Annotated in this window: 23 protein-coding genes; 10 read left to right on the forward strand and 13 right to left on the reverse strand. The window is 56.7% G+C overall.

What is annotated here, in order from left to right; translation table 11 throughout:
- The first annotated feature begins 21 nt into the window (after nt 1-21).
- The 4 genes from RRU01S_RS02305 to RRU01S_RS02320 all read left to right on the forward strand — a co-directional run bounded on the left by RRU01S_RS02305 (nt 22) and on the right by RRU01S_RS02320 (nt 3,853).
- Entirely contained in the window at nt 22-606 is a 585-nt protein-coding gene (locus tag RRU01S_RS02305; protein ID WP_045228762.1) for an NnrU family protein, read from the forward strand.
- A 153-nt stretch (nt 607-759) separates the two neighbouring features.
- Nucleotides 760-1,431 carry a tetratricopeptide repeat protein gene (locus RRU01S_RS02310; protein WP_045228617.1) on the forward strand — a complete coding sequence of 224 codons (672 nt, stop codon included), beginning with the start codon at nt 760-762 and terminating at the stop codon, nt 1,429-1,431.
- Nucleotides 1,432-1,606: 175 nt separating this feature from the next.
- Complete coding sequence (gene der, locus RRU01S_RS02315) at nt 1,607-3,034, forward strand: ribosome biogenesis GTPase Der (RefSeq protein WP_045228618.1); 1,428 nt, start codon at nt 1,607-1,609, stop codon at nt 3,032-3,034.
- Nucleotides 3,035-3,244: 210 nt separating this feature from the next.
- A complete protein-coding gene (locus RRU01S_RS02320) occupies nt 3,245-3,853 on the forward strand; it encodes a DUF2026 family protein (protein ID WP_045228619.1) in 609 nt (202 codons plus the stop codon).
- Between the two features lie 327 nt (nt 3,854-4,180).
- Here the strand turns inward: RRU01S_RS02320 and RRU01S_RS02325 are convergent, their stop codons facing one another.
- The 4 genes from RRU01S_RS02325 to RRU01S_RS02340 all read right to left on the reverse strand — a co-directional run bounded on the left by RRU01S_RS02325 (nt 4,181) and on the right by RRU01S_RS02340 (nt 7,065).
- Nucleotides 4,181-4,585 carry a hypothetical protein gene (locus RRU01S_RS02325; RefSeq protein ID WP_131367746.1) on the reverse strand — a complete coding sequence of 135 codons (405 nt, stop codon included), beginning with the start codon at nt 4,583-4,585 and terminating at the stop codon, nt 4,181-4,183.
- Between the two features lie 8 nt (nt 4,586-4,593).
- Nucleotides 4,594-4,887 carry a hypothetical protein gene (locus RRU01S_RS02330; protein ID WP_065697761.1) on the reverse strand — a complete coding sequence of 98 codons (294 nt, stop codon included), beginning with the start codon at nt 4,885-4,887 and terminating at the stop codon, nt 4,594-4,596.
- A 128-nt stretch (nt 4,888-5,015) separates the two neighbouring features.
- On the reverse strand, nt 5,016-6,065 hold the full coding sequence (locus tag RRU01S_RS02335; protein WP_045228622.1) for a bifunctional monoglucosyl/glucuronosyl diacylglycerol synthase: 1,050 nt from the start codon (nt 6,063-6,065) through the stop codon (nt 5,016-5,018).
- An 82-nt stretch (nt 6,066-6,147) separates the two neighbouring features.
- Nucleotides 6,148-7,065: a sugar kinase gene (locus RRU01S_RS02340; protein ID WP_045228623.1), complete on the reverse strand. Its 918-nt coding sequence runs from the start codon at nt 7,063-7,065 to the stop codon at nt 6,148-6,150.
- Nucleotides 7,066-7,226: 161 nt separating this feature from the next.
- On the opposite strand from RRU01S_RS02340, the gene bglA reads away from it, so the two are divergent.
- Nucleotides 7,227-8,894 carry a beta-galactosidase BglA gene (gene bglA, locus RRU01S_RS02345; protein ID WP_045228763.1) on the forward strand — a complete coding sequence of 556 codons (1,668 nt, stop codon included), beginning with the start codon at nt 7,227-7,229 and terminating at the stop codon, nt 8,892-8,894.
- Between the two features lie 22 nt (nt 8,895-8,916).
- On the opposite strand, the gene RRU01S_RS02350 is transcribed toward bglA, so the two are convergent.
- From RRU01S_RS02350 to RRU01S_RS02360, 3 genes are all read right to left on the reverse strand, one after another.
- Complete coding sequence (locus tag RRU01S_RS02350; RefSeq protein ID WP_131367747.1) at nt 8,917-9,867, reverse strand: cyclic di-GMP phosphodiesterase; 951 nt, start codon at nt 9,865-9,867, stop codon at nt 8,917-8,919.
- Nucleotides 9,868-9,966: 99 nt separating this feature from the next.
- Nucleotides 9,967-11,676 (reverse strand): adenine deaminase, encoded by a 1,710-nt coding sequence (gene ade, locus RRU01S_RS02355; RefSeq protein ID WP_045228625.1) that lies wholly within the window; start codon nt 11,674-11,676, stop codon nt 9,967-9,969.
- Between the two features lie 164 nt (nt 11,677-11,840).
- The gene (locus RRU01S_RS02360) at nt 11,841-12,947 is read right to left on the reverse strand and encodes a branched-chain amino acid ABC transporter substrate-binding protein (RefSeq protein WP_045228626.1); all 1,107 of its coding nucleotides are present in this window, start codon (nt 12,945-12,947) and stop codon (nt 11,841-11,843) included.
- Nucleotides 12,948-13,262: 315 nt separating this feature from the next.
- Between RRU01S_RS02360 and RRU01S_RS02365 the strand changes: the two genes are divergently transcribed.
- Complete coding sequence (locus RRU01S_RS02365) at nt 13,263-14,432, forward strand: DUF3095 domain-containing protein (RefSeq protein ID WP_045228627.1); 1,170 nt, start codon at nt 13,263-13,265, stop codon at nt 14,430-14,432.
- 102 nt (nt 14,433-14,534) lie between these two features.
- On the opposite strand, the gene RRU01S_RS02370 is transcribed toward RRU01S_RS02365, so the two are convergent.
- From RRU01S_RS02370 to RRU01S_RS02385, 4 genes are all read right to left on the reverse strand, one after another.
- Nucleotides 14,535-14,855, reverse strand: a complete 321-nt coding sequence (locus RRU01S_RS02370; RefSeq protein WP_045228628.1) for an ArsR/SmtB family transcription factor — start codon at nt 14,853-14,855, stop codon at nt 14,535-14,537.
- A 492-nt stretch (nt 14,856-15,347) separates the two neighbouring features.
- Nucleotides 15,348-16,394: a choline ABC transporter ATP-binding protein gene (choV, locus tag RRU01S_RS02375; protein ID WP_045228629.1), complete on the reverse strand. Its 1,047-nt coding sequence runs from the start codon at nt 16,392-16,394 to the stop codon at nt 15,348-15,350.
- A complete protein-coding gene (choW, locus tag RRU01S_RS02380; RefSeq protein ID WP_045228630.1) occupies nt 16,391-17,242 on the reverse strand; it encodes a choline ABC transporter permease subunit in 852 nt (283 codons plus the stop codon). The genes choV and choW overlap by 4 nt, the downstream gene beginning before the upstream one ends.
- 89 nt (nt 17,243-17,331) lie before the next feature.
- Entirely contained in the window at nt 17,332-18,291 is a 960-nt protein-coding gene (locus RRU01S_RS02385) for a choline ABC transporter substrate-binding protein (RefSeq protein ID WP_045228631.1), read from the reverse strand.
- Between the two features lie 224 nt (nt 18,292-18,515).
- Here RRU01S_RS02385 and RRU01S_RS02390 point away from each other — a divergent pair, with 224 nt between their 5' ends.
- From RRU01S_RS02390 to RRU01S_RS02400, 3 genes are all read left to right on the forward strand, one after another.
- A complete protein-coding gene (locus RRU01S_RS02390) occupies nt 18,516-19,097 on the forward strand; it encodes a thymidine kinase (RefSeq protein ID WP_045228632.1) in 582 nt (193 codons plus the stop codon).
- A gap of 102 nt (nt 19,098-19,199) precedes the next feature.
- On the forward strand, nt 19,200-20,231 hold the full coding sequence (locus RRU01S_RS02395; protein ID WP_045228633.1) for a hypothetical protein: 1,032 nt from the start codon (nt 19,200-19,202) through the stop codon (nt 20,229-20,231).
- Between the two features lie 207 nt (nt 20,232-20,438).
- Nucleotides 20,439-21,593 (forward strand): DUF2333 family protein, encoded by a 1,155-nt coding sequence (locus RRU01S_RS02400; RefSeq protein WP_045228634.1) that lies wholly within the window; start codon nt 20,439-20,441, stop codon nt 21,591-21,593.
- Between the two features lie 36 nt (nt 21,594-21,629).
- Here RRU01S_RS02400 and RRU01S_RS02405 read toward each other — a convergent pair whose 3' ends face one another.
- Nucleotides 21,630-22,346 carry a helix-turn-helix transcriptional regulator gene (locus RRU01S_RS02405; protein ID WP_045228764.1) on the reverse strand — a complete coding sequence of 239 codons (717 nt, stop codon included), beginning with the start codon at nt 22,344-22,346 and terminating at the stop codon, nt 21,630-21,632.
- Between the two features lie 512 nt (nt 22,347-22,858).
- On the opposite strand from RRU01S_RS02405, the gene RRU01S_RS02410 reads away from it, so the two are divergent.
- Nucleotides 22,859-25,105 (forward strand): TonB-dependent hemoglobin/transferrin/lactoferrin family receptor, encoded by a 2,247-nt coding sequence (locus RRU01S_RS02410; protein WP_045228765.1) that lies wholly within the window; start codon nt 22,859-22,861, stop codon nt 25,103-25,105.
- A 55-nt stretch (nt 25,106-25,160) separates the two neighbouring features.
- Here the strand turns inward: RRU01S_RS02410 and RRU01S_RS02415 are convergent, their stop codons facing one another.
- Nucleotides 25,161-26,012 carry an extensin-like domain-containing protein gene (locus RRU01S_RS02415; RefSeq protein ID WP_045228766.1) on the reverse strand — a complete coding sequence of 284 codons (852 nt, stop codon included), beginning with the start codon at nt 26,010-26,012 and terminating at the stop codon, nt 25,161-25,163.
- Nucleotides 26,013-26,263: the final 251 nt, after the last annotated feature.

Consider the following 26,263-nt stretch of genomic DNA (forward strand, 5'->3'; position numbering starts at 1 on the left):
GCCATGCTCGAGGGGCTTTTCATGCTGCTGTTAATTTTCTCCATTCTGTTTCTTCTGGTCACGCACTCGCTGAGTATCGTGGCGCCGGATTTTCGCGCGCGGATGGTTTCGCGTCTGGGTGAGGGGCCGTGGAAAGGTCTCTATTCTGTCGTCAGCATCATCGCTTTGGCAATCGTCGCCTATGCGTTCGGGCAGGCGCGGCAGGTGACGGGTATCCTCTATTCCCCGCCGGTCTGGACGAGCCATATCGCCATCACGCTTATGTTGTTTTCAATGATCTGTCTTGTCGCCAGCCTTCTACCGGCTGGCCATATCGTTGCCAAGACCAAGCATCCCCTCGTGCTTGCAGTTAAAATCTGGGCGCTGGCGCATCTTCTGGCCAATGGCGAGACCTCGTCCGTCATTCTGTTCGTTGCGGTTCTGGCATGGGGCGTGATCATGCGCATCTCACTCAAGCGTCGTGCGCGGGCTGGTGAAGTGGTCACCCGTTCGTTTGTTTCCGCGCGTTACGATATCCTGGCGGTGGTGCTGGGCGTCGCGTTGTGGGCCGCTTTCCTCTGGAAGCTGCACGAATGGTTGATCGGCGTTCAGCCACTCGCAATGTAAGAAAGTGAGTTTTCCCCTTACATATCAGGGAAAATAGGCTAGAAGGCCGACCAATGATCGTGGTTGGCCTTTTGCCCGCTACGGCAAAGCGCTTTTGCATGTCCGCAGACCGAGAGAACGGCAACGGTTTCGGTGCGGGTAACGGAGAATTCGATGGCGAACGAGAATGATACCTTCATCCGCGAAGTAAACGAGCAAATCCGCTCGGAGCAGATGAGCAATTTCTGGGGACGGTACGGCATTGCCGTGATCGGCGCCGCCGTGTTGATCGTGCTGTGCGCTGCCGGTGCCGGTGTTTACGAATATTGGAACACCAACCGTGCTTCGGCGTCCGGTGACCAATTTGCAAACGCGCTGAAACTGGCATCCGAAGGCAAGAATGACGAGGCGCTGAAGGCGTTTTCCGATCTGGAAACCGCCGGTCACGGCTCTTATCCTGTGCTGGCCAAGTTCCGTTCGGCCACGCTTCTGGCTCAGAAGGGTGACGCGCCTGGCGCCATTGCAGCCTTCACCGCCATCGGCAACGATAGCTCCGCGCCGCAGGTCTTTCGTGATACCGCCAAGGTTCGCGCCGCCTGGCTGCTGGTCGATACCGGCACCTATGAGCAGGTTTCCGCACAGGCAGAGGTGTTGACGGGCGAGGGGCAGGCCATGCGCAACTCCGCGCGTGAAGCTCTCGGCCTTTCCGCCTATAAGGCAGGCGATTTCGTTAAGGCGAAGCAGTGGTTCGAGCAGATCACCGCAGACGTGCAGGCACCCCGCAACGTGACCAGCCGCGCCCAGATCATGCTCGACAATATTGCCGCATCCGGCAAGGCAGCGTAACAGTCTATCCGATAATCGCCGCTGGCCGGCTGCAAATGGCATTTTCTGCGCTTCCGGTGCTCACGTACTTTGAGTACGCTCCGCTCCGGTTCTCGAAATTACCATTTTCGCCAGACCAGCAGCAATTCTTGAATAGATTTTGCATCCAGGCCAAAGTTCAGGTTAGGGTTTCCCCATGAGTTTCACCGTCGCCATAGTCGGGCGTCCCAATGTCGGCAAGTCCACGCTGTTCAACCGTCTGGTTGGCAAGAAGCTGGCGCTTGTGGACGATACGCCAGGCGTGACCCGTGACCGTCGCCCTGGCGACGCGAAGCTGGTGGATTTGCGCTTTACCATCATCGACACAGCCGGTCTGGAGCAATCCGGGCCGGAAACGCTTCAAGGCCGCATGTGGGCCCAGACGGAAGAAGCCATCGACGAGGCCGACATCACGCTGTTTGTCGTGGATGCCAAGTTTGGTCTGACGCCTGCCGACAAGACGCTGGCAGAAATGCTGCGCCGTGGCGGCAAGCCCGTGGTGCTGGTGGCCAACAAGTCTGAAGCGCGTGGCTCCGATGGCGGCTTTTACGACGCCTATACGCTGGGCCTTGGCGAGCCATGCCCCATCTCTGCCGAACACGGTCAGGGCATGATCGACCTGCGCGATGCCATCGTTGCCGCCGTGGGTGAAGACGTTGCGTTCCCGAAAGAGGATGATTTCGACGAGGCGGAAACGGATGTCGTTCTACCGCGCGATGAAGACGACGACGAGGAAGAAGAGCCGGTCTATGACGAGACCCGGCCCCTTCGCGTCGCCATCATCGGTCGCCCGAATGCGGGCAAATCGACGCTTATCAACCGCTTCCTTGGCGAAGACCGCCTTCTGACCGGCCCTGAAGCCGGTATTACCCGCGACAGTATCTCGGTTGAATGGGATTGGCGCGGTCGTACCATCAAGATGTTCGACACGGCCGGTATGCGCCGCAAGGCGCGCGTGATCGAAAAGTTGGAAAAGCTGTCGGTTGCCGATTCCCTGCGCTCCATTCGCTTTGCCGAAACCGTGGTCATCGTGTTCGATTCCACCATTCCCTTCGAAAAGCAGGATTTGCAGCTCGTCGATCTGGTGATCCGTGAGGGTCGTGCCGCTGTGCTCGCCTTCAACAAGTGGGACTTGGTGGAAGACCCGCAGGCATTCTTGGCTGAGCTTCGCGAAAAGACTGAGCGTCTTTTGCCCCAGGCCCGTGGCATTCGCGCCGTGCCCATGTCCGGTCACACGGGCTATGGCCTTGACCGGTTGATGCAGAACATCATCGACACGGACAAGATCTGGAACCGTCGCGTTTCCACCGCCAAGCTCAACAAGTGGCTGGATGCGCAGGTCACCCAGCATCCGCCACCGGCCGTATCGGGTCGGCGCTTGCGGCTCAAATACATGACGCAGGTCAAAGCCCGCCCACCGGCCTTCATGATTTCCTGCACACGCCCCGAAGCCATCCCGGAATCCTACACGCGCTATCTCGTCAACAATCTGCGCAAGGACTTCGACATGCCCGGTGTGCCGATCCGTGTGCATTATCGTGGTTCGGATAATCCGTTCGAGAGCAAGGCGAAGAAGAGGCGTTGATTTTCGCTCCTTGGTGAAAGTCTTTTCTTCCTCACGTCATTCCGGCCTTAGCCGAACCCAGCAGCGTTGCGTCTGCGACGCGAAAGACTCTTTTGCGATCAAAGACTTGATCGCACTGGATCCCGATCAATCCGGGATGACGGAGTTGAGGAGATTGGCCCGGTCCTCATCAATGAGGCGTTCATTCGATACGTTAGCAGGTAAAACGCAATGCTGATCAAGCAGACCGACTATCATCGCATCTACCGCGTCATCAACAGCCTGTTGATCAACGAGAATGCCGATCCTGCGACGGCTGGCATGTATTTCAGCACGTTCGGTGCCTTCATTCTGGAGCATCATTACAAGGTCAAGGCAAAGCCCAAGGGTGGGCTGGCGGCCTATAATCTCGATGGCAAGCTCATCCTGTTTGCGGACCATCGCGAAGATGGCCATGTGACGGGAGCGGGTGAGAATTTTCACTGCTGGGTCGAGGCGGATGGCTGGGCGATCGATTTTATGGCGCCAGCGTTTTCACAAGCTGCCCACGGACTCTCCGTGCCATCGAAAATGTTCCAGCGCCCCTTGTCCGCCATGGCCGCGTCCGTCAACGATCTGGCGCGATCGGGCGACTTCTTTTACAAGTCGGAACCGGAGGCTACGGCCCGCCGCTTTGCCGATTGGCGCAAGCAGGCCCTGATCGGTGACTTGGCCTCCGTTGCCGCGGGCTGGTTTCGCAAGTCGCCAAAGCAGATGCAGTCTGCGATTTCTGTCAGCGACGAGACCGGAAAATCCAAAATCATCCCGCTCATCGGCAATCCGCTGACCGGCTCGTGGTGATTCTAAGTCTACATGAAAAGGACGGCCAGCGTAATCTCGCGGCAGCCACCTGACGTCAATCAGCAGCCCGACCCCGCTCTAAAGATAGCGGCAGTCGCGTCCTGTCGCCTTGTGACAGCACAAACGCTTTTCGTCTACAGTTTCGATGTGAAAAAGAGCGTTTTGATGTAGCTCCAGGGTAGCGGATCATGGGTCGAGCATTTCACCCCAGCGGTTGCGTGGAGAGCCCGGCGCGTCGGCTACTGGACAGGTCTCTGTCGGCAACATGATTTTCTTCTCGATTGCGCAACTGCACAGCCCGCATGTTTTGCTGTCATGGGCAAAAATCTAGAAGAGAAGATGCGGCGATGGCTCTCGCAGATGTGGGCACGCTTTGCAGGCCGCACGTCGTTTTTCCTTTACCGCGTCGCTGACTTGGGAAAAGCCGTTGGCGGCCCATCGCCCAAGCGCGATACTCGCCTGTTTCAGCAAGTGCGTGGTTGGCCTTGGCGCCCATTTGGGGAGGCTCGCTTCTGCGACTGAATCGATCAACTCCTGCAAAGCCGCGGGTTCGTTTCGAACCTCAAGGAGGCGGTAGAGAAAAAGCGGATCGACAGAGGCACGTCGAGCGACATTTTCTGGCAAAGCGGTTTGGATGCCCAACATCTCGCTCAGCTTGAAGGAGAAAGCGCTTTGCGCTTCCTCCTCGGTCTCAGCCTGACTTTTTTGCATTATTGGCAAAATGTCGGTCATGGTGTGCTTTACGCTCCGACCATTTCCTTCATGACGGCGCTGTTTTGCGTGTAACACGCTTCTACCGTGTTGGTGATCGTCGAATTGATGATCGAGCAAGGAACGACCCAGGGGCTGTCAGTGCACTGAATCTGGCAGGTTTGCGCCTGCGGATCGTAATTCCAGGAGACCGTAAAGCCGCTTTTCGAAGCACTGCCGGAGTTGCCGGTGATCGTGACACCAAGCTTGCTGGCAGATTCGACACCGCACTGCCAAATGGCGGGAGTGACGTTGTTGAAGGTGAGCATTGCGCATGCAGACATTTTCTTCTCCTCATCTTGTAGCGGCAATCGATTTGCCTAGAGCAACCTATGAGGGTTTTTATTTTTATTCAATCTTTTAGTTGTATATAATTTAATCTGTGACTTTTAGGTGTTGCGCCAGCAGCACCTCAAGCCGTCGATGTCGCGTAGAAATTCTGCAATCCGTTGCTGGCCGCCGAGGTGACATTGTCGAGGAACTGGCGGGATGCCTTTTCCCAGGAATAGGTTCTGGAGAGAGCAAGGGCCGCTTCCGGCGAGCAGTCGAGGGCGTTGAGACAGGCTTGGCGCAGGTCGTTGTTGAGGGCGCTGGCTCTGGGGTGGTCGCCCAAAATATCGATGGGGCCCATGACCGGGAAGGCTGCTACCGGCACGCCGCTCGCAAGGGCTTCGAGGATGGTGTTGCCGAATGTGTCCGTCTTGGACGGGAAGACGAACACGTCGGCCTGCGCATAGGCGTGTGCCAGGTCTTCGCCGGTTTTGACGCCGGTAAAGACGACATTGGGATATTTTTCCTGCAGCTCGGCGCGAGCGGGGCCATCGCCCACCACCACTTTCGAGCCGGGCAAATCGAGGTCGAGGAATTCGGGCAGGTTCTTTTCCACAGAGACACGACCCACCGTCATGAAAATGGGACGCGGCAGGTCGAAGGGGCGAACGACCTTTTCGCGCGGGTAAAACAGTGCCGCATCGATGCCGCGGCTCCAGCGTTTGAGGTTCTTGACCCCGCGTGCGTTGAGTTCTTTCTGGAGGCTCGGCGTTGCGACCATGCAGGTGCTGCCGCCATTGTGAAACCAGCGTACGAAGGCATAGAGCCAGCTTTCGGGAATGGGAAAGCGGGCGGCGACATATTCCGGGAAACGAGTGTGGTAGCTGGTGGAAAAGCGCATGCCGTGTTTGATGCACCAGCGCCGCGCCATGAAACCCAGCGGACCTTCGGTGGCGATGTGGACGTACGAGGGTTGGCTTTTTTCGATCTCGCGCGACACGCGGCGATAACCGGCAACAGACAGGCGGATTTCCGGGTAGGTCGGGCAGGGTACGGAATGGAAGCTTTGTGGCGTGACCATGCAGACTTCGACGCCCATGCGCTCCAGTTCGGCATTGGTGTTTTCGATGGAGCGCACGACGCCGTTGACCTGCGGATGCCATGCATCTGTGACGATGGTTATTCTGGTCATGCGTGGCCGACCTCCGCGCTTGCGAATCCCGGTTGTTTTCCGGCTCCTCGGCTATATGCGGCAGGCGTGTTACAGCATCATGTCAGCCTTTGGGCAGCAAATCATGGTCGATGAGGGCGCCATGGTGACCGATGACGGTTGATGCTGCCTTTGCCGCGAAAACGGCGGCCTTCTGCGGCATGCTGCCACTAACCCACTTGGCCAGAAAGGCGCCGTTGAAACTGTCACCCGCGCTTGTGGTATCGACGACCTTGGCCGCCTGAACCGCGGGTGCTTGGCTTCTCTGTCCGTTGAAATCCAGCGTGGCACCGTTGGCCCCATCTTTGACGACGACGTTGGTTACGCCGAGGTCGCGATAACGTGTAATCGTTGCATCAATGTTCGCATCGCCGAAGTTGCCCGCCTCGTCATCGAAGCTCGGCATCACCAGCGTTGCCGCCCGCGCTCCGTCGGTGATGGTTTTCAACATCGTGTTCTTGTCGGTCCAAAGGCGCGGGCGGATGTTGGGATCGAATACCACCTGTTTGCCGAAGGCCTTGGCCCTGCGCAGTTCTGCAAGAAATGTATCGATGGCCAGCGGTGTTGCGAGAATTGCAAGCGTTATGCCCGAGAAGTAGATGACGTCTGCCGCCTCGATCGTACCGCGCAGATGATCGGCATCGGCTGCCAGTTGGCGGGCGGCGGAGGTGTTGCGCCAATAGCTGAAGGTGCGCTCGCCGTCTTTCAGATTGATGAGATAGAGACCCGGCGTTCCGCCTTTGATGCGGGAAATGTTGCTGGTCAGGATGCCCGCATGATCGATGAAATCGAGCATTTCCTGTGACAGTGGATCGTCGCCCAATGCGGTGAAATAGTCCACCGTCCAGTCTGAAGGCAGACAGGCGCGTGCGTACCACGCGGTGTTGAGCGTATCGCCGGCAAAACCCTTGCGCAGCAGGCCATCTCCCGCCTGCGAAAGCTCCACCATGCATTCCCCGATAGAAAGAAACCGTCCACCCACTGTACGTTCACTCCTCTTGTGACCGTTCGGGATTACGATGCATGGGGCGGGCTGGCAAGGGCACGTCCGGCTCGCCGTGATGTTATGCCGCAACACATGATTGCCGTTTACGAACGTCACAGGGCTTTATATGCTCTGGCGAGATGAACTGGAGAATGCCGATGCCGCACCCAAATGCCTCCGCCACCAACACCGCAGGATATGCAGACTGGTGGAGGGGAGCGGTGATCTATCAGGTCTATCCGCGCTCGTTTCAGGATACGACCGGAGATGGCTGTGGTGATCTTGCCGGGGTGACGCAGCGTCTGCCCTATATCGCGTCGCTCGGCGTTGACGGTATCTGGTTGTCGCCCTTCTTCACCTCGCCCATGGCGGATATGGGCTACGATGTCTCCGATTATTGCAATGTCGATCCGATGTTCGGCACGCTGGCGGATTTCGACGCGCTGATTGCCGAGGCCCACCGGCTGGGTTTGAAGGTCATCATCGATCAGGTCATTTCCCACACGTCCGATCAGCACCCCTGGTTCAAGGATAGCCGCGCGAGCCGCACGAACTCAAAGGCCGACTGGTATGTCTGGGCCAACCCCAAACCGGATGGAACGGCACCCACTAACTGGCTTTCCGTGTTCGGCGGTCCGGCCTGGGAATGGGATGGCGTGCGCAAGCAATATTACATGCACAACTTCCTCGCCTCGCAGCCGGACCTCAATTTCCACAACACCGACGTTCAGGATGCGCTTCTGGAAACCGTCCGGTTCTGGCTGGAGCGGGGTGTCGATGGGTTCCGGCTCGATACGGTGAACTATTATTTTCACGACAAGCTTCTGCGCGATAACCCGCCACACGCGCCCGATAGCGACAATGCCGGTCTGGATGCGCCGGACGTGAACCCATATGGCATGCAGAGTCACATTCACGACAAAACGCAGGTGGAAAACATTGCTTTCCTCCAGCGCTTCCGGTCACTGCTCGATGAGTATGACGGGCGCATGACGGTGGGTGAAGTGGGCGATGGTGCCCGCTCGCTGGAGACAGTCGCTGCTTATACCTCCAACGGTGACAAGCTCAATATGTGCTATACCTTCGACCTGCTCGGGCCGGATTTCACTGCAAAGCATATTCGCGACGCAGTCGATGGTTTCGACAAGGCGGTCACCGATGGCTGGGTTTGCTGGGCGTTTTCCAACCACGATGTTGTGCGCCATCTCAGCCGTTTTTCCGAAGGTGTTGAGGAACAAGCTCGCGTCGCCAAGCTTGCTTTCAGCGTGCTCGCAACCTTGCGTGGCTCCATCTGCCTGTATCAGGGTGAAGAGCTGGCATTGACGGAGGCCGAGTTGGCGTTCGAGGATTTGCGCGACCCCTACGGCATCCGCTTCTGGCCCGCCTTTAAGGGCCGGGATGGATGCCGCACGCCGATGGTGTGGGAAACGGGAAGCCCGAGTGCCGGTTTCACAACGGCTGAAAAGCCTTGGTTACCCGTGCCTTACGCCCACGCCATGCTGGCGGCAGACGGGCAGGAGCGTAAGCCGGATTCCGTTCTGAACCACTACAAGGCCGTTCTGGAATTCCGCAAGCAGCATGTCGTGCTGCGGGATGGCGATATGGCCTTTCTCGACACCCAGCAGGACCTCCTGGCCTTCACCCGCAGGAAGAATGATGAGACGCTTCTCTTCGTATTCAACCTTACGCGTGAACCCGTCGAATATCTCGTCCCAAGTGAGCTGAAGGTCGGCGCGGTACTGCAAATGCCGGGCTTCGCGCCGTATTTCGATGGTGGGATCGTCAAGCTGGATGCGCTGGATGTCTTTTGCGCGACGTTGGGGTGAGTAGTGGTCTTCCGTCGCAAGCTTACAGAATACCCTTCGTCATCTCGGGATCGAGGCTAAGGATGAAGTGCCAGAGCAGGGCTTTGTCGAATTGGTCTTCGCGAGACATCATCCAGCTGAGAGCCTGCTGCGATGACCAGCCCTTTTTGTAGGGACGGGCAGACGTCAAGGCGTCGAAGACATCGCAGATGGTGCTCATGCGCACTTCGGTGCTGAGATGGTCGGCAATGAGCTTGTCCGGATATCCCTTGCCATCCAGTCTTTCGTGGTGCGAGCGGCAAATCTCCAGAACGAGACGTGGCATGTTCACTTGTGTCGACAGCAGCTCGTAACCTCGTTCGGGGTGCTGTTCGACGAGGCGACGTTCCGCGGCGTTCAATGGCCCCTGCTTGTACAGAACCTCGATTGGGATGCTCAGCTTGCCGATGTCGTGCAAAATTCCGGCCATGCAAAGCTGCTGAACGGTCTCGTCATCCATCTGCATCGACCTGCCGAAATGCAGCAGGAGCGCGGCGACGGCAAGGGAGTGAACGAAGGTGCTGCTGTCGCGAAAGCGCAGGCGCGACATGCCGATATAGAGGGATGGATTTTCCTCCATCGTGCGGGCGACATCGTTGACCAGCGGTGTAAAGGCTTCGACCGTCAGGGTGCGGCCTTGGCAAACGTCTTCGATAAGCCCTTTTGCCTCGGCGGCATGCCCCTGTACCTTTCGCGCGGTTTTGAGCTTATCCTGTTTCGTCGCCGTCGTGATGTTTCTGGAGCCGGAGTGTGTGGATGAGCCAAAGGTATCGCGACCTAAGGCCGTATTGATGAAGATACCGCTGACATTGCTGTTTTGAATGATCTCGATTTCCTGGCCGGATCTGACCGTAAAACGTCTCCCAAGAGTCGGGATGTCCTGCCAGGCTCCCTCAATGGCCTCGACAAACATACCAATCTTCAATTGCGATTTGTCGATTCTTGTTACAGCCACAGATTGCCTCGGACGCGATACTCCATTCTCAGGACTGTTATTTACCGTAACTGTCTTAATTTACTGTGAGTTTGGCTTCTATATTTCGCGTTGTTATCATCACTCACGGGTAGAGCTGATCAGCGCAAAGCGATCCACATCCACCATGCCCATGTCGGAAATTTTCAGATGGGGGATGACAGGAAGCGGCAGGAACGCGACTTGTAAAAACGGCTCTTCCAGCGTCGTGCCAAGCGCATAGGCTGCCTTGCGCAGGTCGTGAAGGGTATCGCGAACGGTCTCGTAGGGCTCAAGGCTCATCAGACCGGCCACGGGCAGGGCGATTTCGCCGGTGACCTTGCCGTCTTCGATGACCACGAAACCACCCTTGATGTCGCCCAGGCGGTTGGCGGCTTGCGCCATGTCGTCTTCGCTGACGCCGACAACACAGATATTGTGGCTGTCATGGCCGACGGTCGATGCAATTGCGCCCTTCTTCAAGCCGAAACCTTGTACGAAACCGTTGGCATGATTGCCGTTCTTGCCGTGGCGTTCGATGACGGCAACCTTGATGATGTCGTTGTCGAGATCGACGCTCGTCTGGTTGCCATCCGTGGGAAGCGTATAACGGCGATGTTCGGTAATGATCTTGCCGGGCATGACGCCGATGACAGGCGTTTCGCCTTCGGTCACGGGAACGCCGAAATGCGAGGCTTGAACGGGGCGTGCCTTGACGCTGTCTAGACCGACGGGGGCAACCGTGTTGCGGGTGGCGAACAGATCTGCCGTGACACGGCGACCGGCTGAAAATACCATGCTGGCCTTGCAGTTCTGGAGCGTATCGATCACCACCAGATCGGCCCGCCAGCCGGGCGCGACCAGACCGCGGTCCCGCAGACCGAAGGCTTTCGCCGCAGAAATCGAGGCGGCGCGGTAGATCGCCAAGGGCTCCACGCCGCTGGCGATGGCGGTGCGGATCATATAGTCCAGATGCCCCTGTTCGGCGATATCGAGCGGATTGCGGTCATCGGTGCACAGCGCCAGATAGGGCGACAGGCGTTCGGTGATGATTGGCATCAAAGAATGCAGGTCTTTCGACACGGAACCTTCGCGCACCAGAATGTGCATGCCCTTGCGAATTTTCTCCAGCGCTTCCTTGGCGGTCGTGCATTCGTGCTCGGTGCGAATGCCAGCGGAGAGGTAGCCATTCAGTGCCGTGCCGGACAGCAACGGCGCGTGGCCATCGATATGCTCGCCCTGGAAGGCTTCCAGCTTGGCCATGCAGATCGGGTTCTTATGGATGACACCCGGAAAGTTCATGAATTCGGCAAGGCCGATGACCTTGGGATGATCGCGAAACGGCAACAGCTTTTCGATGGGCAGGTCTGCACCGGAAGTTTCGAGATGCGTGGCGGGAACGCAGGAGGAGAGCTGAACGCGAATGTCCATGATGGTCTCGAGCGCCGAATCCAAAAAGAACTGGATGCCTTCAGCGCCGAGAACATTCGCGATTTCGTGCGGATCGCAGATGACGGTCGTCACACCATAGGGCAGGACGCAGCGGTCGAATTCATGCGGCGTGACCAGCGAGGATTCGATGTGCAGATGGGTGTCGATAAAGCCGGGCACGACGATCTTGCCGGTGATATCGATAACCTCGATACCGTCGTAAGCCTCGCAGGTGCCGATGATCGTGTCGCCGCAAATCGCGATATCGGATGCGATGAGTTCACCGGTCACGAGATCGAAGAAGCGCCCGCCCTTGAGCACGATATCGGCCTTTTCGCGACCCGTTCCCTGATCGATCTTCCGCTCGAGTGCCGATGCCATGTTTCACCTCATTGCAATTAATTTGTCGGACAGAGTAAGCCAGACGCGCCCATGGCTTGTCCAGCTTTGCTATCGTCGGGGACACGCCGGATTGTGCGCCACGTTTAAAAAAGAAAACCGGGCGCGATGGCCGCACCCGGTTCTATTATCCAGCTTTTCGGTGATTACTCAGCGGAAACGATCTTTCCGTTTTCCCACTTGTAGAGCGCGAACGCCTGCGATGTGAGGTCACCGGTCTGGCCATAGGTCAGCTTGCCGATGGCCGTGCTGACGGGCTCGCCAGCCTTGAGGGCCGTTGCGACGGCTTCCGCATCTTCTGCGCTGCCAGCCTTTTCGATACCGGCCTTCAGCACTTCAACGGCTGCATAGGCGTTCAGTGTGAAAGCTTCTGTGGGAATGTTGGCAGCTGTGAGAGCTGCCGCGGCAGCCTTCGAATCGGCGCTTTTCGTCGCGTCGGCTGCGTTGGTGAAGATGGTGCCCGCAGCAGCGGTACCGCCGATGCTCCAGAATTCCGTGTTGGACAGGCCATCGCCACCGATCACGGTTGCCTTGGCACCTGCGTCCTTCAACTGGCGAACCAGAAGACCTGCTTCAGGATGGTATCCCCCGAAATAGACGACATCGACATTCTCGGACTTCAGGCGCGTGGTGAGTGCGCTCAAGTCTTTTTCGCCCGGTGTCAGGGCGTCATAGAACACTTCGGTCACGCCGCCGTCGTTCAGGGTCTTCTTGAACGAATCCGCCAGGCCCTTGCCGTAAGCGCCCTTGTCATGAATGATGGCGATGCGGCGATCCTTCAGCTGCGAAAGCACGAGCTTGGCTGCGACCTGCGCCTGCTGGTCGTCACGACCGCAGGTGCGCAGCACGTTCCACAATTCGCGGTTCGTCAGGTCAGGTGCGGTTGCAGTCGGCGTCACCATCAGGATGCCGTTCTCGGCGAAAACGTCAGATGCCGGAATGGCAACGCCTGACGTAACTGGGCCGACGACGAAGCGAATTCCTTCAGCAACCAACTGGTTGGCGGCAGACACGCCCTGCTTGGGCTCGCCACCATCATCCGCCAGCTTTAAAACAACCTGTTCGCCCAGAATGCCGCCATTCTTGTTGATGACCTCGACAGCAGTCTGTGCGCCCTTCTTGACCTGATCGCCATAGGCTGCAACCGGACCGGTCAGCGGGGCGATAAGGCCGATGACGATCTCGGCATGGGCCAGCGGTGCGAAGGCGACGGAGGCGGCAAGTGTCAGGCCGGATAGGATCTTGATTTTCATTTTGTTTTCTCTCCTTGGATTGGGTCGTTTCCCCGATAGATCGTCGGGGGCGGGGCGCTAAAATGCCACGCAGATCAAACCCTTCCACCAGACGAGCAGCGTCGTATCATCTTTGATTTACAACACCCTAATGTGGTTCATACTCACCGGAAGCGATTTCGCAAGCCATCTTTGATCCAAAGGTGGTGCTGCGACGTAAATCATCTGTGAAGACATTCACCGACGGTTGTGTAGCGAGGACTGGAAGGCCGCCCACGCGGCGACAGATCGACCGAAGTTCTGGCTTTTTGCCGTGCGAGAGAGGATGGTGCCGTCATGATGTCGGCCGATGAAGAGTTTCTGAACGGCCTGCCACTGTTTCTCCAATTCGAGGATGTGGCGAACCCCACGCTTTATCGCGCACTACCGGACGGGTGGGCGCTGGCACTTGCGGATATCAACGATTCGACCGGGGCTATCGATGCCGGACGCTACAAGGCGGTCAACATGGCGGGCGCTGGTGTTATCTCCGGTGTTCTCAACGCTCTTCAGCGACATGATCTGCCATTCGTTTTTGGCGGAGACGGTGCCGCCATTGCCGTTCCACCATCGCAGATCGAAGCGGCGCGCGAGGCATTGTCAAAGGTCCAAAGCTGGGTAACCGACGATATCGGTCTGTCGCTGCGGGCCGCCATCGTGCCGATTTCGGCCATACGAGAGAACGGGTTTGATGTCCGCGTCGCGCGCTTCCGTGCCAGTGACGATATTTCCTATGCCATGTTCACCGGTGGCGGCAACCATTGGGCCGACGAGCAGATGAAGCAGGGAGATTATCTGGTCGAGGCGGCAGACAGCGGATCGCGCCCTGATCTCACCGGTCTGTCCTGTCGCTGGAACCCGATCCAGGCCACGCATGGTACCGTCGTGTCGATCATCGCCGTTCCCAGGCACACAGACGATATAGCTGCGTTTCGGACACTGGTTTCGCAAATCGTGGAGCTTGCCAATGAGGATGGACGAGGTGGCCATCCAGTTCCCGCCGACGGGCCGCCGCTTGGGTTTATCAAAGAAGGCCTTGCCATGGAGGCGCGCGCCTTGTCGGCTTACGGGGACAGACTGTCTCAGCTTCGCAAAGGCGCATGGGTGCTGTTCCAGACGATCCTGATCGCCGTGCTCTACAGGCTTAAAAAGCCGGTGGGGCGGTTCGACCCTGTCGAATACAAACGGGCTGTTGCCAGCAACACGGATTTCCGCAAGTTCGACGATGGGCTGAAGATGACGGTGGATGTCGATCCGAAACGGCTGGATCGTATCAAGGCAAGGCTTGAAGACGCTGCGGGTGAGGGGATCTGCTATTTCGGTCTGCATGAGCAGGATACGGCTCTGATGACCTGTATCGTGCCGTCGCCGCTGTCGAAAGACCATATGCATTTCGTCGACGGCGGCGATGGAGGCTATGCGAAGGCTGCAGCCAGCCTAAAGGCTCAGATGCAAGCCATCGCATAGTCTGTGTAAAAGCGCCAATGGCCGGGGCGGTCGGTTACCTGTGGCACTTCAGCGTTTCACATCAGGCGTTAAAGATTGATTGCCTGATGTTTGCGCCGTTCTTCAAGCGGCAGACTTTTCCGAGCTGGGGGCAGTGCAATAAATGCCTTCCAGCGTGGAGAGGATTTTTTTGACGGATTCAGACGTGCTGGAGTAGTAGATCGTCTGAGCATCGCGACGGGTCTTGACCAGACGCTGCGCGCGCAGCTTGGACAGATGTTGCGAAAGAGCAGACTGGCTGAGGCCAACCTGTGTAGCGAGAACGCCGACCGGTACTTCACCTTCAACAAGGCTGCACAGGATCATCAGGCGCTTTGGGTTCGCCATGGCGGACAAAAGGCCTGCGGCGACTGTTGATTGTTCAGAAAGAGATTCCGTGTTCATGTTTTCACTTCTCCCGAGTAAAGCCCGCCCCGGACTGTCTCATTGGCAAACCATATTTGGTATGCGTAAAGTGTACCAATTCGGTCAGATCGTTGTATATACCTAAATCTAAGGTACCGCATACCCTATATTAGTTATGCTTTAAATTCGTTTATTTTTCCTACTATTTCAAGAAGTGAGACATAATTTCTCATTTATGGAATTATTTTTCCATTATTTAGCATTTTTTTATTTTATTTGGATTTCTGAAAGTATTTTATTTCAATTTCCTAAATTGCCGTCTGAGGTGAACAAATTACCAAATTTGTGGATCGCCTCTAAAACGTGCAATGGCGGCGTGGTGTATTTTGGCCGCGGCTTTACAACTCATTTGCGAGTCGTGAAGGGGATGTCTCTGAAGCGGGGCTCTGTTTCGGAGACTCATTTCGATACGTATCGTCTGAGCGGGGGGAAATTGCTGCGATGCCGGGTCTCCAGCACCGCAGCCTGTTTTTATCGCCGTCTGTGGTTCGTCAGTCCGCGGATGATATCATCAGCAGAAATGGTTCCCACGATCGATCCGTGATCGACGATGCCGATCTCACCGGGCTGCTTGGCCATTGCATCCAGAATATCGACCAGAGGCGAGGTGAGCCGTGCCGTGCCGGATACCGGCAGGCCTGCATTTTTTGCGCTGACGCCGGGTCGCATCACATCGGCTGCCGTCAGCATGGAAATCGGGTTCATGTTCTGCACGAAATCCGAAACATACTGATTGGAGGGATTTCTGACGATTTCCTGCGGCGTGCCGCACTGGATGATATGGCCGCCATCCATCATGGCGATTCGATTGCCTATGCGGAATGCCTCGTCCAGATCGTGACTGACGAAGAGGATCGTCTTTTTCAACCGGCTCTGGAATTCCAGCAACTCATCCTGAAGACGGCTACGGATCAGCGGATCGAGCGCCGAAAACGGCTCGTCCATCAGCAGGATGGGTGCGCCCGTCGCAAAGGCTCTGGCCAATCCCACCCGTTGCTGCATACCGCCGGAGAGTTCACCCACCTTGCGACTTGCCCATTCCGAGAGATTGACGAGTTCCAGCTGTTCGGCCACGCGTTTTTTGCGCTCCGCGTCTGAAACACCCGCAAGCTCCAGGCCAAACCCGACATTGTCGGCCACATTGCGCCATGGCAGCAACCCGAACTGCTGGAACACCATCGACACCGTATTGGTGCGAAGTTCTCGCAGCGCCTTGGTCGATGTCTTGTAGGGATCGAGATAGCCCGACGGCGTTTTCACGCTGACATTGCCGCGAACGACGGGTGCCAGGCGGTTGACCGCGCGCAAGAGTGTCGACTTTCCAGAACCGGACAATCCCATCAGGACGAGGATTTCGCCTTCCTTCACGGTCAGCGAGGCGTTTGCCACGCCGAGCACGTGGCCGGTTTTCGCCTTGATCTCTGTGCGGGTCTTGCCCGCGTCGATCAGGGGCAGGGCTTCGGATGGATTGTCGCCGAAGACGATGTCGACGTTTTCGAATATGATCGCGTCACTCATGCTTCATCCTCCGAGCCGGGCAGACGGAACAAACGGTCAAGTATGATCGCCACGATGACGATGCACAGCCCGGCCTCGAACCCCATGGCAATGTTGACGGTGTTGAGCGCGCGGACCACCGGCACGCCCAGACCATTGGCACCGACCAGCGCCGATATGACCACCATGGACAGCGATAGCATGATCGTCTGCGTGAGCCCGGCCATGATCTGCGGTGTGGCGTAGGGCAGTTCCACCTTGCGAAGCACTTGGCTTGGCGTGGCACCAAATGCGACCGCAGCTTCCACCAAGGCGGGCGGGGTGGAGATGATACCAAGCCGAGTCAGGCGGATCGGCGCGGGCAGGGCGAAGATCACCGTTGCGATCAATCCCGGCACCATTCCAAGCCCGAACAACACCAGCGCGGGGATGAGATAGACGAATGTCGGAATTGTCTGCATGAGGTCGAGGGCTGGACGCATGAAAGCGTAGACCCATTTGCGTCGCGCCGCGAATATGCCGAGCGGGATGCCGACGATCATGCACACCGTGCTGGCGGCAATCACCAGCGCCAGCGTCTCTGTCGTCGCTTTCCAGTAGCCCAGGTTGATGATGAGCAGTAGCCCGAGAGCGGTAAACAGCGGCATGCCGATGGAGCGGCGCATCCATGCAGACAAGGCCGTCAGCACGGCGACAATGATGAGAGGGTGAGGTGCCTGAAGCACGAAGAGAAAAGCGTTGATGACGCTTTCGAAAATGAACGATAACCAATCAAAGAAAAAAGAGAGATTTCCGGTCAGCCAATCGACTGCTTCCTTGGCATATCGACCGATCGGTAAACGGTTTTGAGAAGCGCTGAGCCATTCCACGGTAAGATGGGACCTTTCGTGAACGGAGTCATGATCGTCTTCCGACCGCTATGGGTCGGAAGACAGGTTCAAATGCGAGATAGTGGCTGTTAAAGGCCGATCGTCTTCTTCGCAGCAGTCAAAGCGTCTCCGCTGCCATCCTTCGTCTTCACACCTGCAAGCCATGGCTCGATGGCGGCCGGGTTGGCTTTCAGCCAATCCGTGGCGGCAGCTTCCGCTTCCATGCCGTCATTGAGGATCTTGCCCATGATCTCGTTTTCCATGGGCAGCGTGAATTGCAGGTTCTTCAGGAAGGCGCCGACATTGGGGCATTCCTGCACGTAACCAGCGCGCGTATTGGTATAGATCGTGGCGCCGCCCAGGTTCGGACCGAAGACGTCATCGCCGCCGGTGAGATAGGTTAGCTTGAAATTGGAGTTCATCGGGTGGGGTTCCCAGCCGAGAAAGACGATGGGGTCGCCGGATTTTTCAGCGCGTGCCACCTGCGACAGCATGCCCTGTTCGGAGGATTCCACGACCTGGAAGTCCTTGAGGCCGAACGTGTCCTTTTCCACCATGCCGAGGATGAGACGGTTGCCGTCATTGCCGGGCTCGATGCCGTAAATCTTGCCGCTCAGCTCGTCGCTGTGGGCAGCGATGTCCTTGAAATCCTTAATGCCGAGTTCGGCACCCTTGGTGTTGGTTGCCAGCGTATATTTGGCGCCAGTCAGGTTTTCGCGAACCGTTTCCACGGATTTGTCATCGCGGTAAGCCTTGATGTCGCCTTCCATGGTTGGCATCCAGTTGCCGAGGAAAACGTCGATATCCTTGTTTTTCAGGGAGGTGTAGGTCACGGGCACGGAGAGGATTTTAACGTCCGTCTCGTAACCCAGGCTCTTGAGGATGACCGAGGCGGTTGCCGTCGTCGCCGTGATGTCCGTCCAGCCGACGTCCGAGAAGCGGACTGTGCCGCAGCTTGCCGGTTCAGCGGCGGAAGCGGCGGTGGTGAAGAGTGCCATTGCAGAAACTGCTGCGGCGAGTGCCAGACAGCGGCGATTTTTTGCAAGCATTGCTTACTCCCTCTTTTTTCAAGTTCGCGCCCATTATCAATATCTAGAGCCGACAATCAACTCATGCGCGTTTGCGTGCATTGCACAACGGTTTGCGACACATAGACGTTTTTTAGGATGAGCACGGATCGTCCGGCTGACGAAAGCTGTGTTTTTCGTCATGTGGCTCTTGCTCTTAACCCGGCCCAGCCTGCAAAAGACCCCAGAACCGACCGGAGGGCATGATGGCCAAGCTCTATTTCAATTATGCGGCAATGAATGCTGGCAAGTCGACCATGCTTTTGCAGGCGTCTTACAATTATCACGAGCGCGGGATGCGCACGCTGATCTTTACCGCAGCCTTCGATAACCGTGCCGGTGTGGGTAAGGTCGCCTCGCGTATCGGTCTTTCCTCCGACGCCTTGGTTTTCGACGACAGCACCGACATTCTTGCGCAGGTGACCCAGCTGCATGCGCAGGAGCCGGTCGCCTGCGTGTTCATTGATGAGGCGAATTTTTTGTCCGAGCACCACGTCTGGCAATTGGCTACCATTGCCGACACGCTGGGCATTCCGGTCATGGCTTACGGTCTTCGCACAGATTTTCAGGGCAAACTGTTTCCGGCCTCCAGAGAGCTGTTGGCGATTGCCGATGAGTTGCGGGAAATTCGCACCATCTGCCACTGCGGGCGCAAGGCATCGATGGTGGCGCGTTTCGATTCCGACGGAAAGGTCGTGAAGGAGGGAGCGCAGATCGATGTTGGCGGCAACGAGAAATACGTGTCGTTTTGCCGTCGCCATTGGGTTGAAGCCGTCAAAGGCGCATGAGGCCTCCTTCGAGTGACATTTCTTCTGCTGTTTTGAGAAAAGGCTGCGCATATTTGTATGTGCGGCCTCTTTGCCGCCAATCGATTCGGGGGACGATCCTGCATGGCGAAAACGCCGTCTTTAGACGCTAAGATCGAAAAGGCGCGGGCCGATGCGCTGGCGGTGCAGGAACTGTCTGCGCAATTGGCAGCCTCCCTCAGTGTGGCCCCCGATGAGACGTCGGAAACGGTGCTCGATGATGAAGCACGGGAGATTGCCAGGCTGCGGGACCTCGAGCAGGCCCTCGAGGCCGATCTTCTGTCCGTCGTTGAGCATATTGGAGCGTACACTCAGGCTGCATACGCCGCGTTCGACAAGGTGGATGAGCGCTCACATGGCAATCGCCTCTTTTCTTTCTTCACCAGCCGCAAGCCGGCGTCCTACAAAATCGTGCGGCTGAAGAAACTCTCAGTGGCTGAGATGGCAAAACGTGCTCTTCTTCAGGCGGCGGGTGTTCATGACCTGTTTGTAAACCGCAAGGCTGCGGCGGCATCGCTGGTGGTGATCGTCGAGCCGAACCTCGTTGCCAGCATAGAAAAGCGCCGCCTCGTCGTATCGGCGATGGATGAGGCGCGGCAGCGCGATAAAATGCTTGCGGCATCGCTTGCGACACTGAACCGAAAGATGCAGGACGCCGGTGACGAGATACGGCTCGAACAGCTGAAGGCGGAAGAAGCCGAAATCACCGCGCAGCATAAGGCGGTGCTGGAGGAACGCGATGTTTTGCGCAAACAGCATAATGTCCTGGATCGTCAGGCCATGCTTCTTGGTGACCTGATCGATCTTCAAAATGAAGCGATAGCGCTTCACACGCTGTTGCTGAACAAGGTCAGCGTAGAGGCAGAGCGGTGCATACAGCTTTATGACGCCGCTTATGGGTCGCTGGACCCTCTCTTGGCCGAAGCCAAGCCTTCCTTTTCCACGGACTATCCGACACCCAAGCCACTCGATGTCTTCAAGGACGTGTTGACGCTTCATTCGCAAGGGGCGGTTAGCATGCAGGATATCGAACGGCGCAAGGCGCGGATCGATGAAGCGCTTTCGGGACGCGCAAGTGCTGCTTCCGGCGCAAAGGTTTCAACCTCTACTGTGTAAAAACGCGGCTCGTCCGTTGTATCGTCTGACACGGCACCATATGTGAGTGACAGCCTGCCTTGCAGGCGATGACTTTATATTGTCATCGGGAATGCTTTTGTATCCTTTAGGATGCGAGGCGACATGAACGAATTATCACATTGAGGCACCGAGCCGATGAAGACCAAACCCGGTTTTTCAGGCCGCTGCACTAAGGAGAGTTGAACGATGCTCGATCCGATTATCGCGTTTTTCAAGCGCATATTCACCGCGCTTGGAAGAGGTGTCTCCATCGTGATCGCTTGGCTTTCATGGCCTTTCCGCGCTGCCAATGGCTGGTATGCAGACCGGGCAATGATGGTGAAAGCACCCATTGCCATCGCTCTTCTTCTGCTGGTCGGTCTTTACGGCTACTTCTTCTGGCAAACGCAGGTCTGGACCAATTTCAATCCTGATTATGTGGCCAATTACAAATTTGCCGAACGCAAGGAAAGCGCCGGGCAGGAGCTTCCAGCACAGACGCCTGTTGCAACCACCACGTGGACAACACCTGCCGCAGCCCCCGCCAAAAGCTGCCAGCGCTCGGCTGTCGTTGATGTTGCGGCTGACCTGATCGACTTCAATGTCGACCAGAATGCCTGGATCTCCTCGATGCTGCTCTACCGCGTCGGGCTGTTCGGCATGGATTGGGACAGCACGCCGTTCCTGGACAACAAGGCGTCGTTTCAGCGCGGCGTCAATCAGGCAGTGCGCCGTACCTCCGTAGAACTGGTCGATTCGCTTGGCCGTGTTCGCGGAACGTCCGGTGTCGATAGCGACCTGCAAAGCGCACGCGGCAATCTGCAATTCGATGAGTATTCCTGGTATTTCGGCCTCAATCCGTTTGGCCCGAAGACGCCAAGCCCGAGTTACTACCGCTCCGCAGCCGAGAGCCTGAGAAAATTCAACACCAATCTGTCGCTGTGCAATTCCGTCTTTGATGGCCGCGCCGACAACCTCATCCAGTTTGTAGACCGCATCGCCAACGATATCGGCGGAACTTCAGCCATTCTTCGCGAACGCTCTGAGAACTATAATGGCGGTTGGTTCGACACGCGCGCAGATGACCGCTTCTGGTTCGCCTACGGCCAGCTCTACGGTTACTACGGCATTCTGTCGGCTGCCGGTGCGGATTTCTCGCAGGTTATACGTGAGCGGAACCTCACGAGCTTGTGGAACGATACGCTGCTGCAAACCCGCGCGGCACTGCGCATTCAGCCGATGATCATTTCCAACGGCGACGAGAGCGGCTGGATCATGCCATCGCATCTCGCAACAATGGGCTTTTATGTTCTGAGAGTGCGTTCCAACCTTGTGGAACTGCGGTCCGTGCTGGACCGGTAATCGCCTGATCAACACTGGCGCTTCGAAAACGAAGCGTCAGTTGATCAGTTTCAGGCGGATGGCCTTAGCGACGAGCTGAGTGCGGTTGACGCAATCCAGCTTGCGGATGGCATTGTTCAAATAAGCATTGATCGTGTGGTCGGACAGTGTGAGAATCTGGCCGATCTCGGCTGATGTCTTGCCCTGCGATGTCCAGCGGATGACTTCAAGCTCACGCTTGGTCAAGCTGCGCGGTGCGACCATCTCGGCCCGTCGCATGCGATCGTAGACGTCGAATGCATGAAGCGCGAGCATGCCGATCTCGTTGATCATGCTCTGGTCCGGTGTCGGGCGATCGCCGTCAAAACGCAGGAGATGACGGTCACCGCTGATCGAGTTGATGGGTATCATCACGCCAGTGGCGATGACATACTGGCGCATCAGATCGCTCATCGGCTTTGGATAGCACTCATTGTTAGGATCGTCGTCCAGAGACCAGCATTGCGGCATCAGCGACTCTGCGACCCTTAGCAGAACAGGGCAATGTTGCAAAAAGAGATGCTGATCGAACTCCCTGACGAAGCGGATGGAAATCGTGCTTTCGATTACCACGCTTGCGAGAAGAACGTCATCCGGCTTGGGCACCCGCATCAGTGTTGCGTGCGTGTAGCCGAACTCATGCGCTACAGTCTGAAGAACCTGCAACCACTGGGGCCGGCTTTCCGCAGCAGATATCTCTTTGCTCAGTAAAGGTTGCCGTTCAAGTGTGATCATAAGCGTTTCGTTCGAGGACAATAGGTATGTTAACGGTAACAAATATACGAAATACCTTCAATTGCCACTCCTAATTCCCAGTTTTATTCCTGTTTCCTAACTTTTGTTTTAAATATTTTAATTCAAATGGTTGCATGCCAGTTTCAGCTTTTTCGTGATTTCAGTGCGGTTCGACGAAATTTGAGATGAAAGCGGCATAAGGGCTCTCGATTCCGGCTGGTTTTTGCCAATCCTGAACCGTTTCTTCAAAAATCGACGTGAAATATTGGAATTTTGATTTTGAGCCAGCGAACCAGTTTCGCTGTCAAAAGCGTTGTCACATTTTCGCAACAAAGTGCTTCCGGCTCAAATATGAGTCAATGAATCATATTTTAATTGTTGACACATAAACTCATGTTTCATACTCCTCGCTTGCGGCCAAGCCGTAAAAATTAGGGGTATGTATCGAGCCACTCCGCGCCAGCGCCTCCCGCTGCCGTGCGCTTCCGTGCGCTCGAATTCAGGGGTGAATGATGACGATTGGGCTTTCCAAATCCGCTTTGCTTGTCGGCACGGCGATGGTTCTTCTTTCCGTTAATTCTGCGAATGCACAGCAGGCGACAGGCCAGACCGAGGGCAACGGCGTGACCGTGCTGGAGCGGATTGTTGTCAAGGGTAAGCGCGTCAAAGCAGGCGATGCTGCGGGCAATACGCCGCTGGCAAGCACGACGGGTGCCGATGAAATCCGCAAGAAAGAGATAAACAATCTCAAGGATTTGGGAAAGACGACGGAAGCAGGGGTTGATTTCGTCAATTCCAAACCGGGCAAGCCAGGTGGTCTGTTCATTCGAGGATTGGGTGGTGCGCGCGTCACCACGCTGATCGACGGCATCCCGGTTCCGTTTTTCGAGAACTTTGCCCGTCAGGGGCAGGCGACGACGACGCTGAGCAACACGAATTCAAGTTTCGATTTTTCATCCCTGTCGTCTGTCGACGTCGTGCGTGGAGCAGATTCCAGCCGGGTTGGCTCTGGCGCACTGGGTGGGGCACTGGTGCTGCGCACTTTGGAGGCCGATGATCTCATCGGGGATGACAAGGATTGGGGTGGCGTTGCCAAAACCACCTATGACAGTGAAGACCGCAGCATCGGTAGTTCGGTTGCCGTCGCGAAGAAGATAGAAAATACCTCCGTGTTGTTTCAGGGCGCCTACAAGCGCGGGAACGAGGTCGACAACCGGGGGAGTGCCGATATTTATGGCACGCGTCGCACCGCGCCCAATCCAGCTGACACCTATGAGAGCAATCTCATGTTCAAGATCAGGCAGGATCTGGAAGGTGGTCACCGCATTGGTCTGACGGCTGAGCGCTTTTCACTGAGGACAAGAACGGACCTCAAAACGCTGCAAGGCTCCAACGTGTCTGCCTCCACCTACCGGATTGGGGATTATAACGGTTATGAAGATACCGAGCGTGACCGTGTCTCTCTGGATTACCAGTTCGATGCACCTTCGACAGACAGCCTGATCGATGCTGCGGATCTGTCCCTATACTGGACGCGGCTGGACAAGGTATCCGGTGCGGGCGACCGTTTGACCAACAACTCGCTTTATATTCGTGAAGACAGCATGAGAGACAGTCGCTTCGGCCTTGTTGGGGGTCTCGAATCCGGTTTTGAACTCGGCAGCATCAACCACACTATCCGGTTTGGCGGTAATGCTTGGATTTCCGATTTTACCGACGCCGTTTACATCAACACAGGCGGATCGTCCGCTGCTTCGCAGTCTGACATGCCCGATGTCAGCGGAAAAAGCCTTGGCCTTTATCTGGAGGACGAGCTTGCTTTTGGCAGCAGCGGTTTCAAGCTGACGCCCGGTCTGCGCTTCGATGCCTATGATTATGATCCCGACGGCTCGGTCTCGACCAACAGCGGCTACAACACCTTCGGTCTGCCCAGCGGCAATAATGGTTCGCGCTTTTCTCCGAAGCTGCTTGCCACTTACGATCTGACGCCGGAGGTGCAGCTTTTTGCCCAGTGGGCGATGGCGTACCGCGCGCCAACCGTCAACGAACTGTATCTGAACTTCTCCAACATCAGTTCCGGCTATGCTGTTATCGGCAATTCGTCTTTGAAGCCTGAGACCAGCAATGGCTTTGAAATTGGTGCCAGATACGATGACGGCGATCTTTCGAGCAGCCTGACGCTGTTCCACAACAAGTACAAAAACTTCATCGAGCAAGTGACCACCACCACGACTCTCTTCCCAGGGTTTGGCGGCAGAGGCGATGGCTCGCTCTTCACCTATCAGAACCGCGAACATGTCGAGATTTCCGGCGTTGAAGCGAAGGTGCGTAAAGAACTGGCGAATGGCTTCTTTACTCACGCCTCTTTGGCCTATGCCTATGGCAAGGACACCGATACAAACGAATTTATCCGCACGGTTGCGCCGTTCAAATCGATTGTCGGTGTCGGATATGCGCAGGAGACGTGGGGAACAGAAGTGACCGGTGTGTTCTCGTCGCATATGCGTGCGGACATTGCTGCAAACACTTTCGATGCCCCCGGTTATGGCATCTTCAACCTGACCGGTTGGTGGGAGCCAGAGCAGGCTAAGGGTCTGCGCATTCAGGCCGGCGTCTATAATCTCTTCGACCGCAAATACTGGAATGCCGTTGGCGTAAGAGACATCAACCCCGGTTCGGTATCCTCGGTGAACCAGCCCGTTGATTTTTACTCCGAACCCGGTCGCTCGTTCAAAATTTCTCTCACGCAGAAATTCTGATCGGCAACCGCCGCGCATCGACAAGGCAGAGCGTTAGGCTCTGCCTTTTTCGTTTTCATCGGCAGTACAGATACCCGCCTTTGCGCTCCAGAACGTCCAGATGCAGGTGATCCTGGTGGGTCGCATCGCTGCCAGGGGACAGCACGGTGCGGAAGAAAAGGCAGGCGGCGGTGGTGATTGTGCGCTGGAAGGCGCCTTCCATGGTGCCGTCTTCGCCGCGCGGCTTCATCACCAGCGGCTCTCCTTTGTCGAAGGTCATGGTTGCGATATCAACGGCGCTGCCTTTGGCGTGCTCGGAAATCTTGCCGGTTTCGGCGCTGTTGCGGTTGCGGCAGACATAGGTCGAGGCGTTGCCGAAGGCAGTCACGTTTTTGCCCGGAAGCGCGATTTTTGCCGTCGGCACCACCACGTTCTTGGCCCATCGCGAGAGTGCAAGGGCTGCTTCACAGCGCATGGTGCCTTGTGGCTCAAGCTTTATTCCGGGAATGACCGTAGATAGCTCCAGAGGCGATGCGATGCCGCAGCCGTCTTCTTCGCCGGGAATTGGCGGGAGTTCCTTGAACTCTGCACCCAGTTCCTTCAACTCTGCGAGACAGGCTTTGAGCTCTTCGGGGTTTTCCGCCTTTACGGGCTCCCGTGGCGGCTGTTCCGGCTTTTTCTCTTCTTCTTTTTTGGGTTCATCCGGTTTGACCGCCGGTTCCGGTTTTTCCTCCGGCTTCGGCACAGTGCTCTCTACGGGTGGCGGAGGCGGTGTCTCTTCTTTTTTCTTTTCCGCAGGTACCGGTGACGGCGTCGGTGTCGTGTCCTGCTGCTCCGGTTTTGGCTGGGGCACCGGCACATCCTGTGGCGGTTGCGCGGCGGCGATCAGCAGCGCACTGGCTGCGACTATCATAAGACGATGAAGCATGTGACCGGTCGATCCCCCGTTGCGGCTCACCCACAACGTTTCAATATGCGTTCGGTTCAAATCTGCTTGCCAATAGGCCCGGTTGACGCTAACAATTTTTGCCATGAACACACAGTCGAAGAACATTGCAATCTGGTGGTGGGGCAGCTTTACGCGGCCTTGAGCACCCATGTCCTTAGACTAAGTCCAAGCCGCCCGAATTTTCAGGCGGCTTTTTTGTTATTATGCCGCCTGTCATCGGGCTTTAGAAA

The organism is Agrobacterium rubi TR3 = NBRC 13261, from assembly GCF_000739935.1.
Lineage (GTDB): Bacteria > Pseudomonadota > Alphaproteobacteria > Rhizobiales > Rhizobiaceae > Agrobacterium > Agrobacterium rubi.

What these genes read in the sequence shown, in the direction of transcription:
- RRU01S_RS02305 (WP_045228762.1), top strand. Translation starts at nt 22, where the DNA reads ATGCTGCTGTTAATTTTCTCCATTCTGTTTCTTCTGGTCACGCACTCG.
- RRU01S_RS02310 (WP_045228617.1), top strand. Translation starts at nt 760, where the DNA reads ATGGCGAACGAGAATGATACCTTCATCCGCGAAGTAAACGAGCAAATC.
- der (WP_045228618.1), top strand. Translation starts at nt 1,607, where the DNA reads ATGAGTTTCACCGTCGCCATAGTCGGGCGTCCCAATGTCGGCAAGTCC.
- RRU01S_RS02320 (WP_045228619.1), top strand. Translation starts at nt 3,245, where the DNA reads ATGCTGATCAAGCAGACCGACTATCATCGCATCTACCGCGTCATCAAC.
- RRU01S_RS02325 (WP_131367746.1), bottom strand. Translation starts at nt 4,585, where the DNA reads ATGACCGACATTTTGCCAATAATGCAAAAAAGTCAGGCTGAGACCGAG.
- RRU01S_RS02330 (WP_065697761.1), bottom strand. Translation starts at nt 4,887, where the DNA reads ATGTCTGCATGCGCAATGCTCACCTTCAACAACGTCACTCCCGCCATT.
- RRU01S_RS02335 (WP_045228622.1), bottom strand. Translation starts at nt 6,065, where the DNA reads ATGACCAGAATAACCATCGTCACAGATGCATGGCATCCGCAGGTCAAC.
- bglA (WP_045228763.1), top strand. Translation starts at nt 7,227, where the DNA reads ATGCCGCACCCAAATGCCTCCGCCACCAACACCGCAGGATATGCAGAC.
- ade (WP_045228625.1), bottom strand. Translation starts at nt 11,676, where the DNA reads ATGGCATCGGCACTCGAGCGGAAGATCGATCAGGGAACGGGTCGCGAA.
- RRU01S_RS02360 (WP_045228626.1), bottom strand. Translation starts at nt 12,947, where the DNA reads ATGAAAATCAAGATCCTATCCGGCCTGACACTTGCCGCCTCCGTCGCC.
- RRU01S_RS02365 (WP_045228627.1), top strand. Translation starts at nt 13,263, where the DNA reads ATGATGTCGGCCGATGAAGAGTTTCTGAACGGCCTGCCACTGTTTCTC.
- RRU01S_RS02370 (WP_045228628.1), bottom strand. Translation starts at nt 14,855, where the DNA reads ATGAACACGGAATCTCTTTCTGAACAATCAACAGTCGCCGCAGGCCTT.
- choV (WP_045228629.1), bottom strand. Translation starts at nt 16,394, where the DNA reads ATGAGTGACGCGATCATATTCGAAAACGTCGACATCGTCTTCGGCGAC.
- RRU01S_RS02385 (WP_045228631.1), bottom strand. Translation starts at nt 18,291, where the DNA reads ATGCTTGCAAAAAATCGCCGCTGTCTGGCACTCGCCGCAGCAGTTTCT.
- RRU01S_RS02390 (WP_045228632.1), top strand. Translation starts at nt 18,516, where the DNA reads ATGGCCAAGCTCTATTTCAATTATGCGGCAATGAATGCTGGCAAGTCG.
- RRU01S_RS02395 (WP_045228633.1), top strand. Translation starts at nt 19,200, where the DNA reads ATGGCGAAAACGCCGTCTTTAGACGCTAAGATCGAAAAGGCGCGGGCC.
- RRU01S_RS02400 (WP_045228634.1), top strand. Translation starts at nt 20,439, where the DNA reads ATGCTCGATCCGATTATCGCGTTTTTCAAGCGCATATTCACCGCGCTT.
- RRU01S_RS02405 (WP_045228764.1), bottom strand. Translation starts at nt 22,346, where the DNA reads ATGATCACACTTGAACGGCAACCTTTACTGAGCAAAGAGATATCTGCT.
- RRU01S_RS02410 (WP_045228765.1), top strand. Translation starts at nt 22,859, where the DNA reads ATGACGATTGGGCTTTCCAAATCCGCTTTGCTTGTCGGCACGGCGATG.
- RRU01S_RS02415 (WP_045228766.1), bottom strand. Translation starts at nt 26,012, where the DNA reads ATGCTTCATCGTCTTATGATAGTCGCAGCCAGTGCGCTGCTGATCGCC.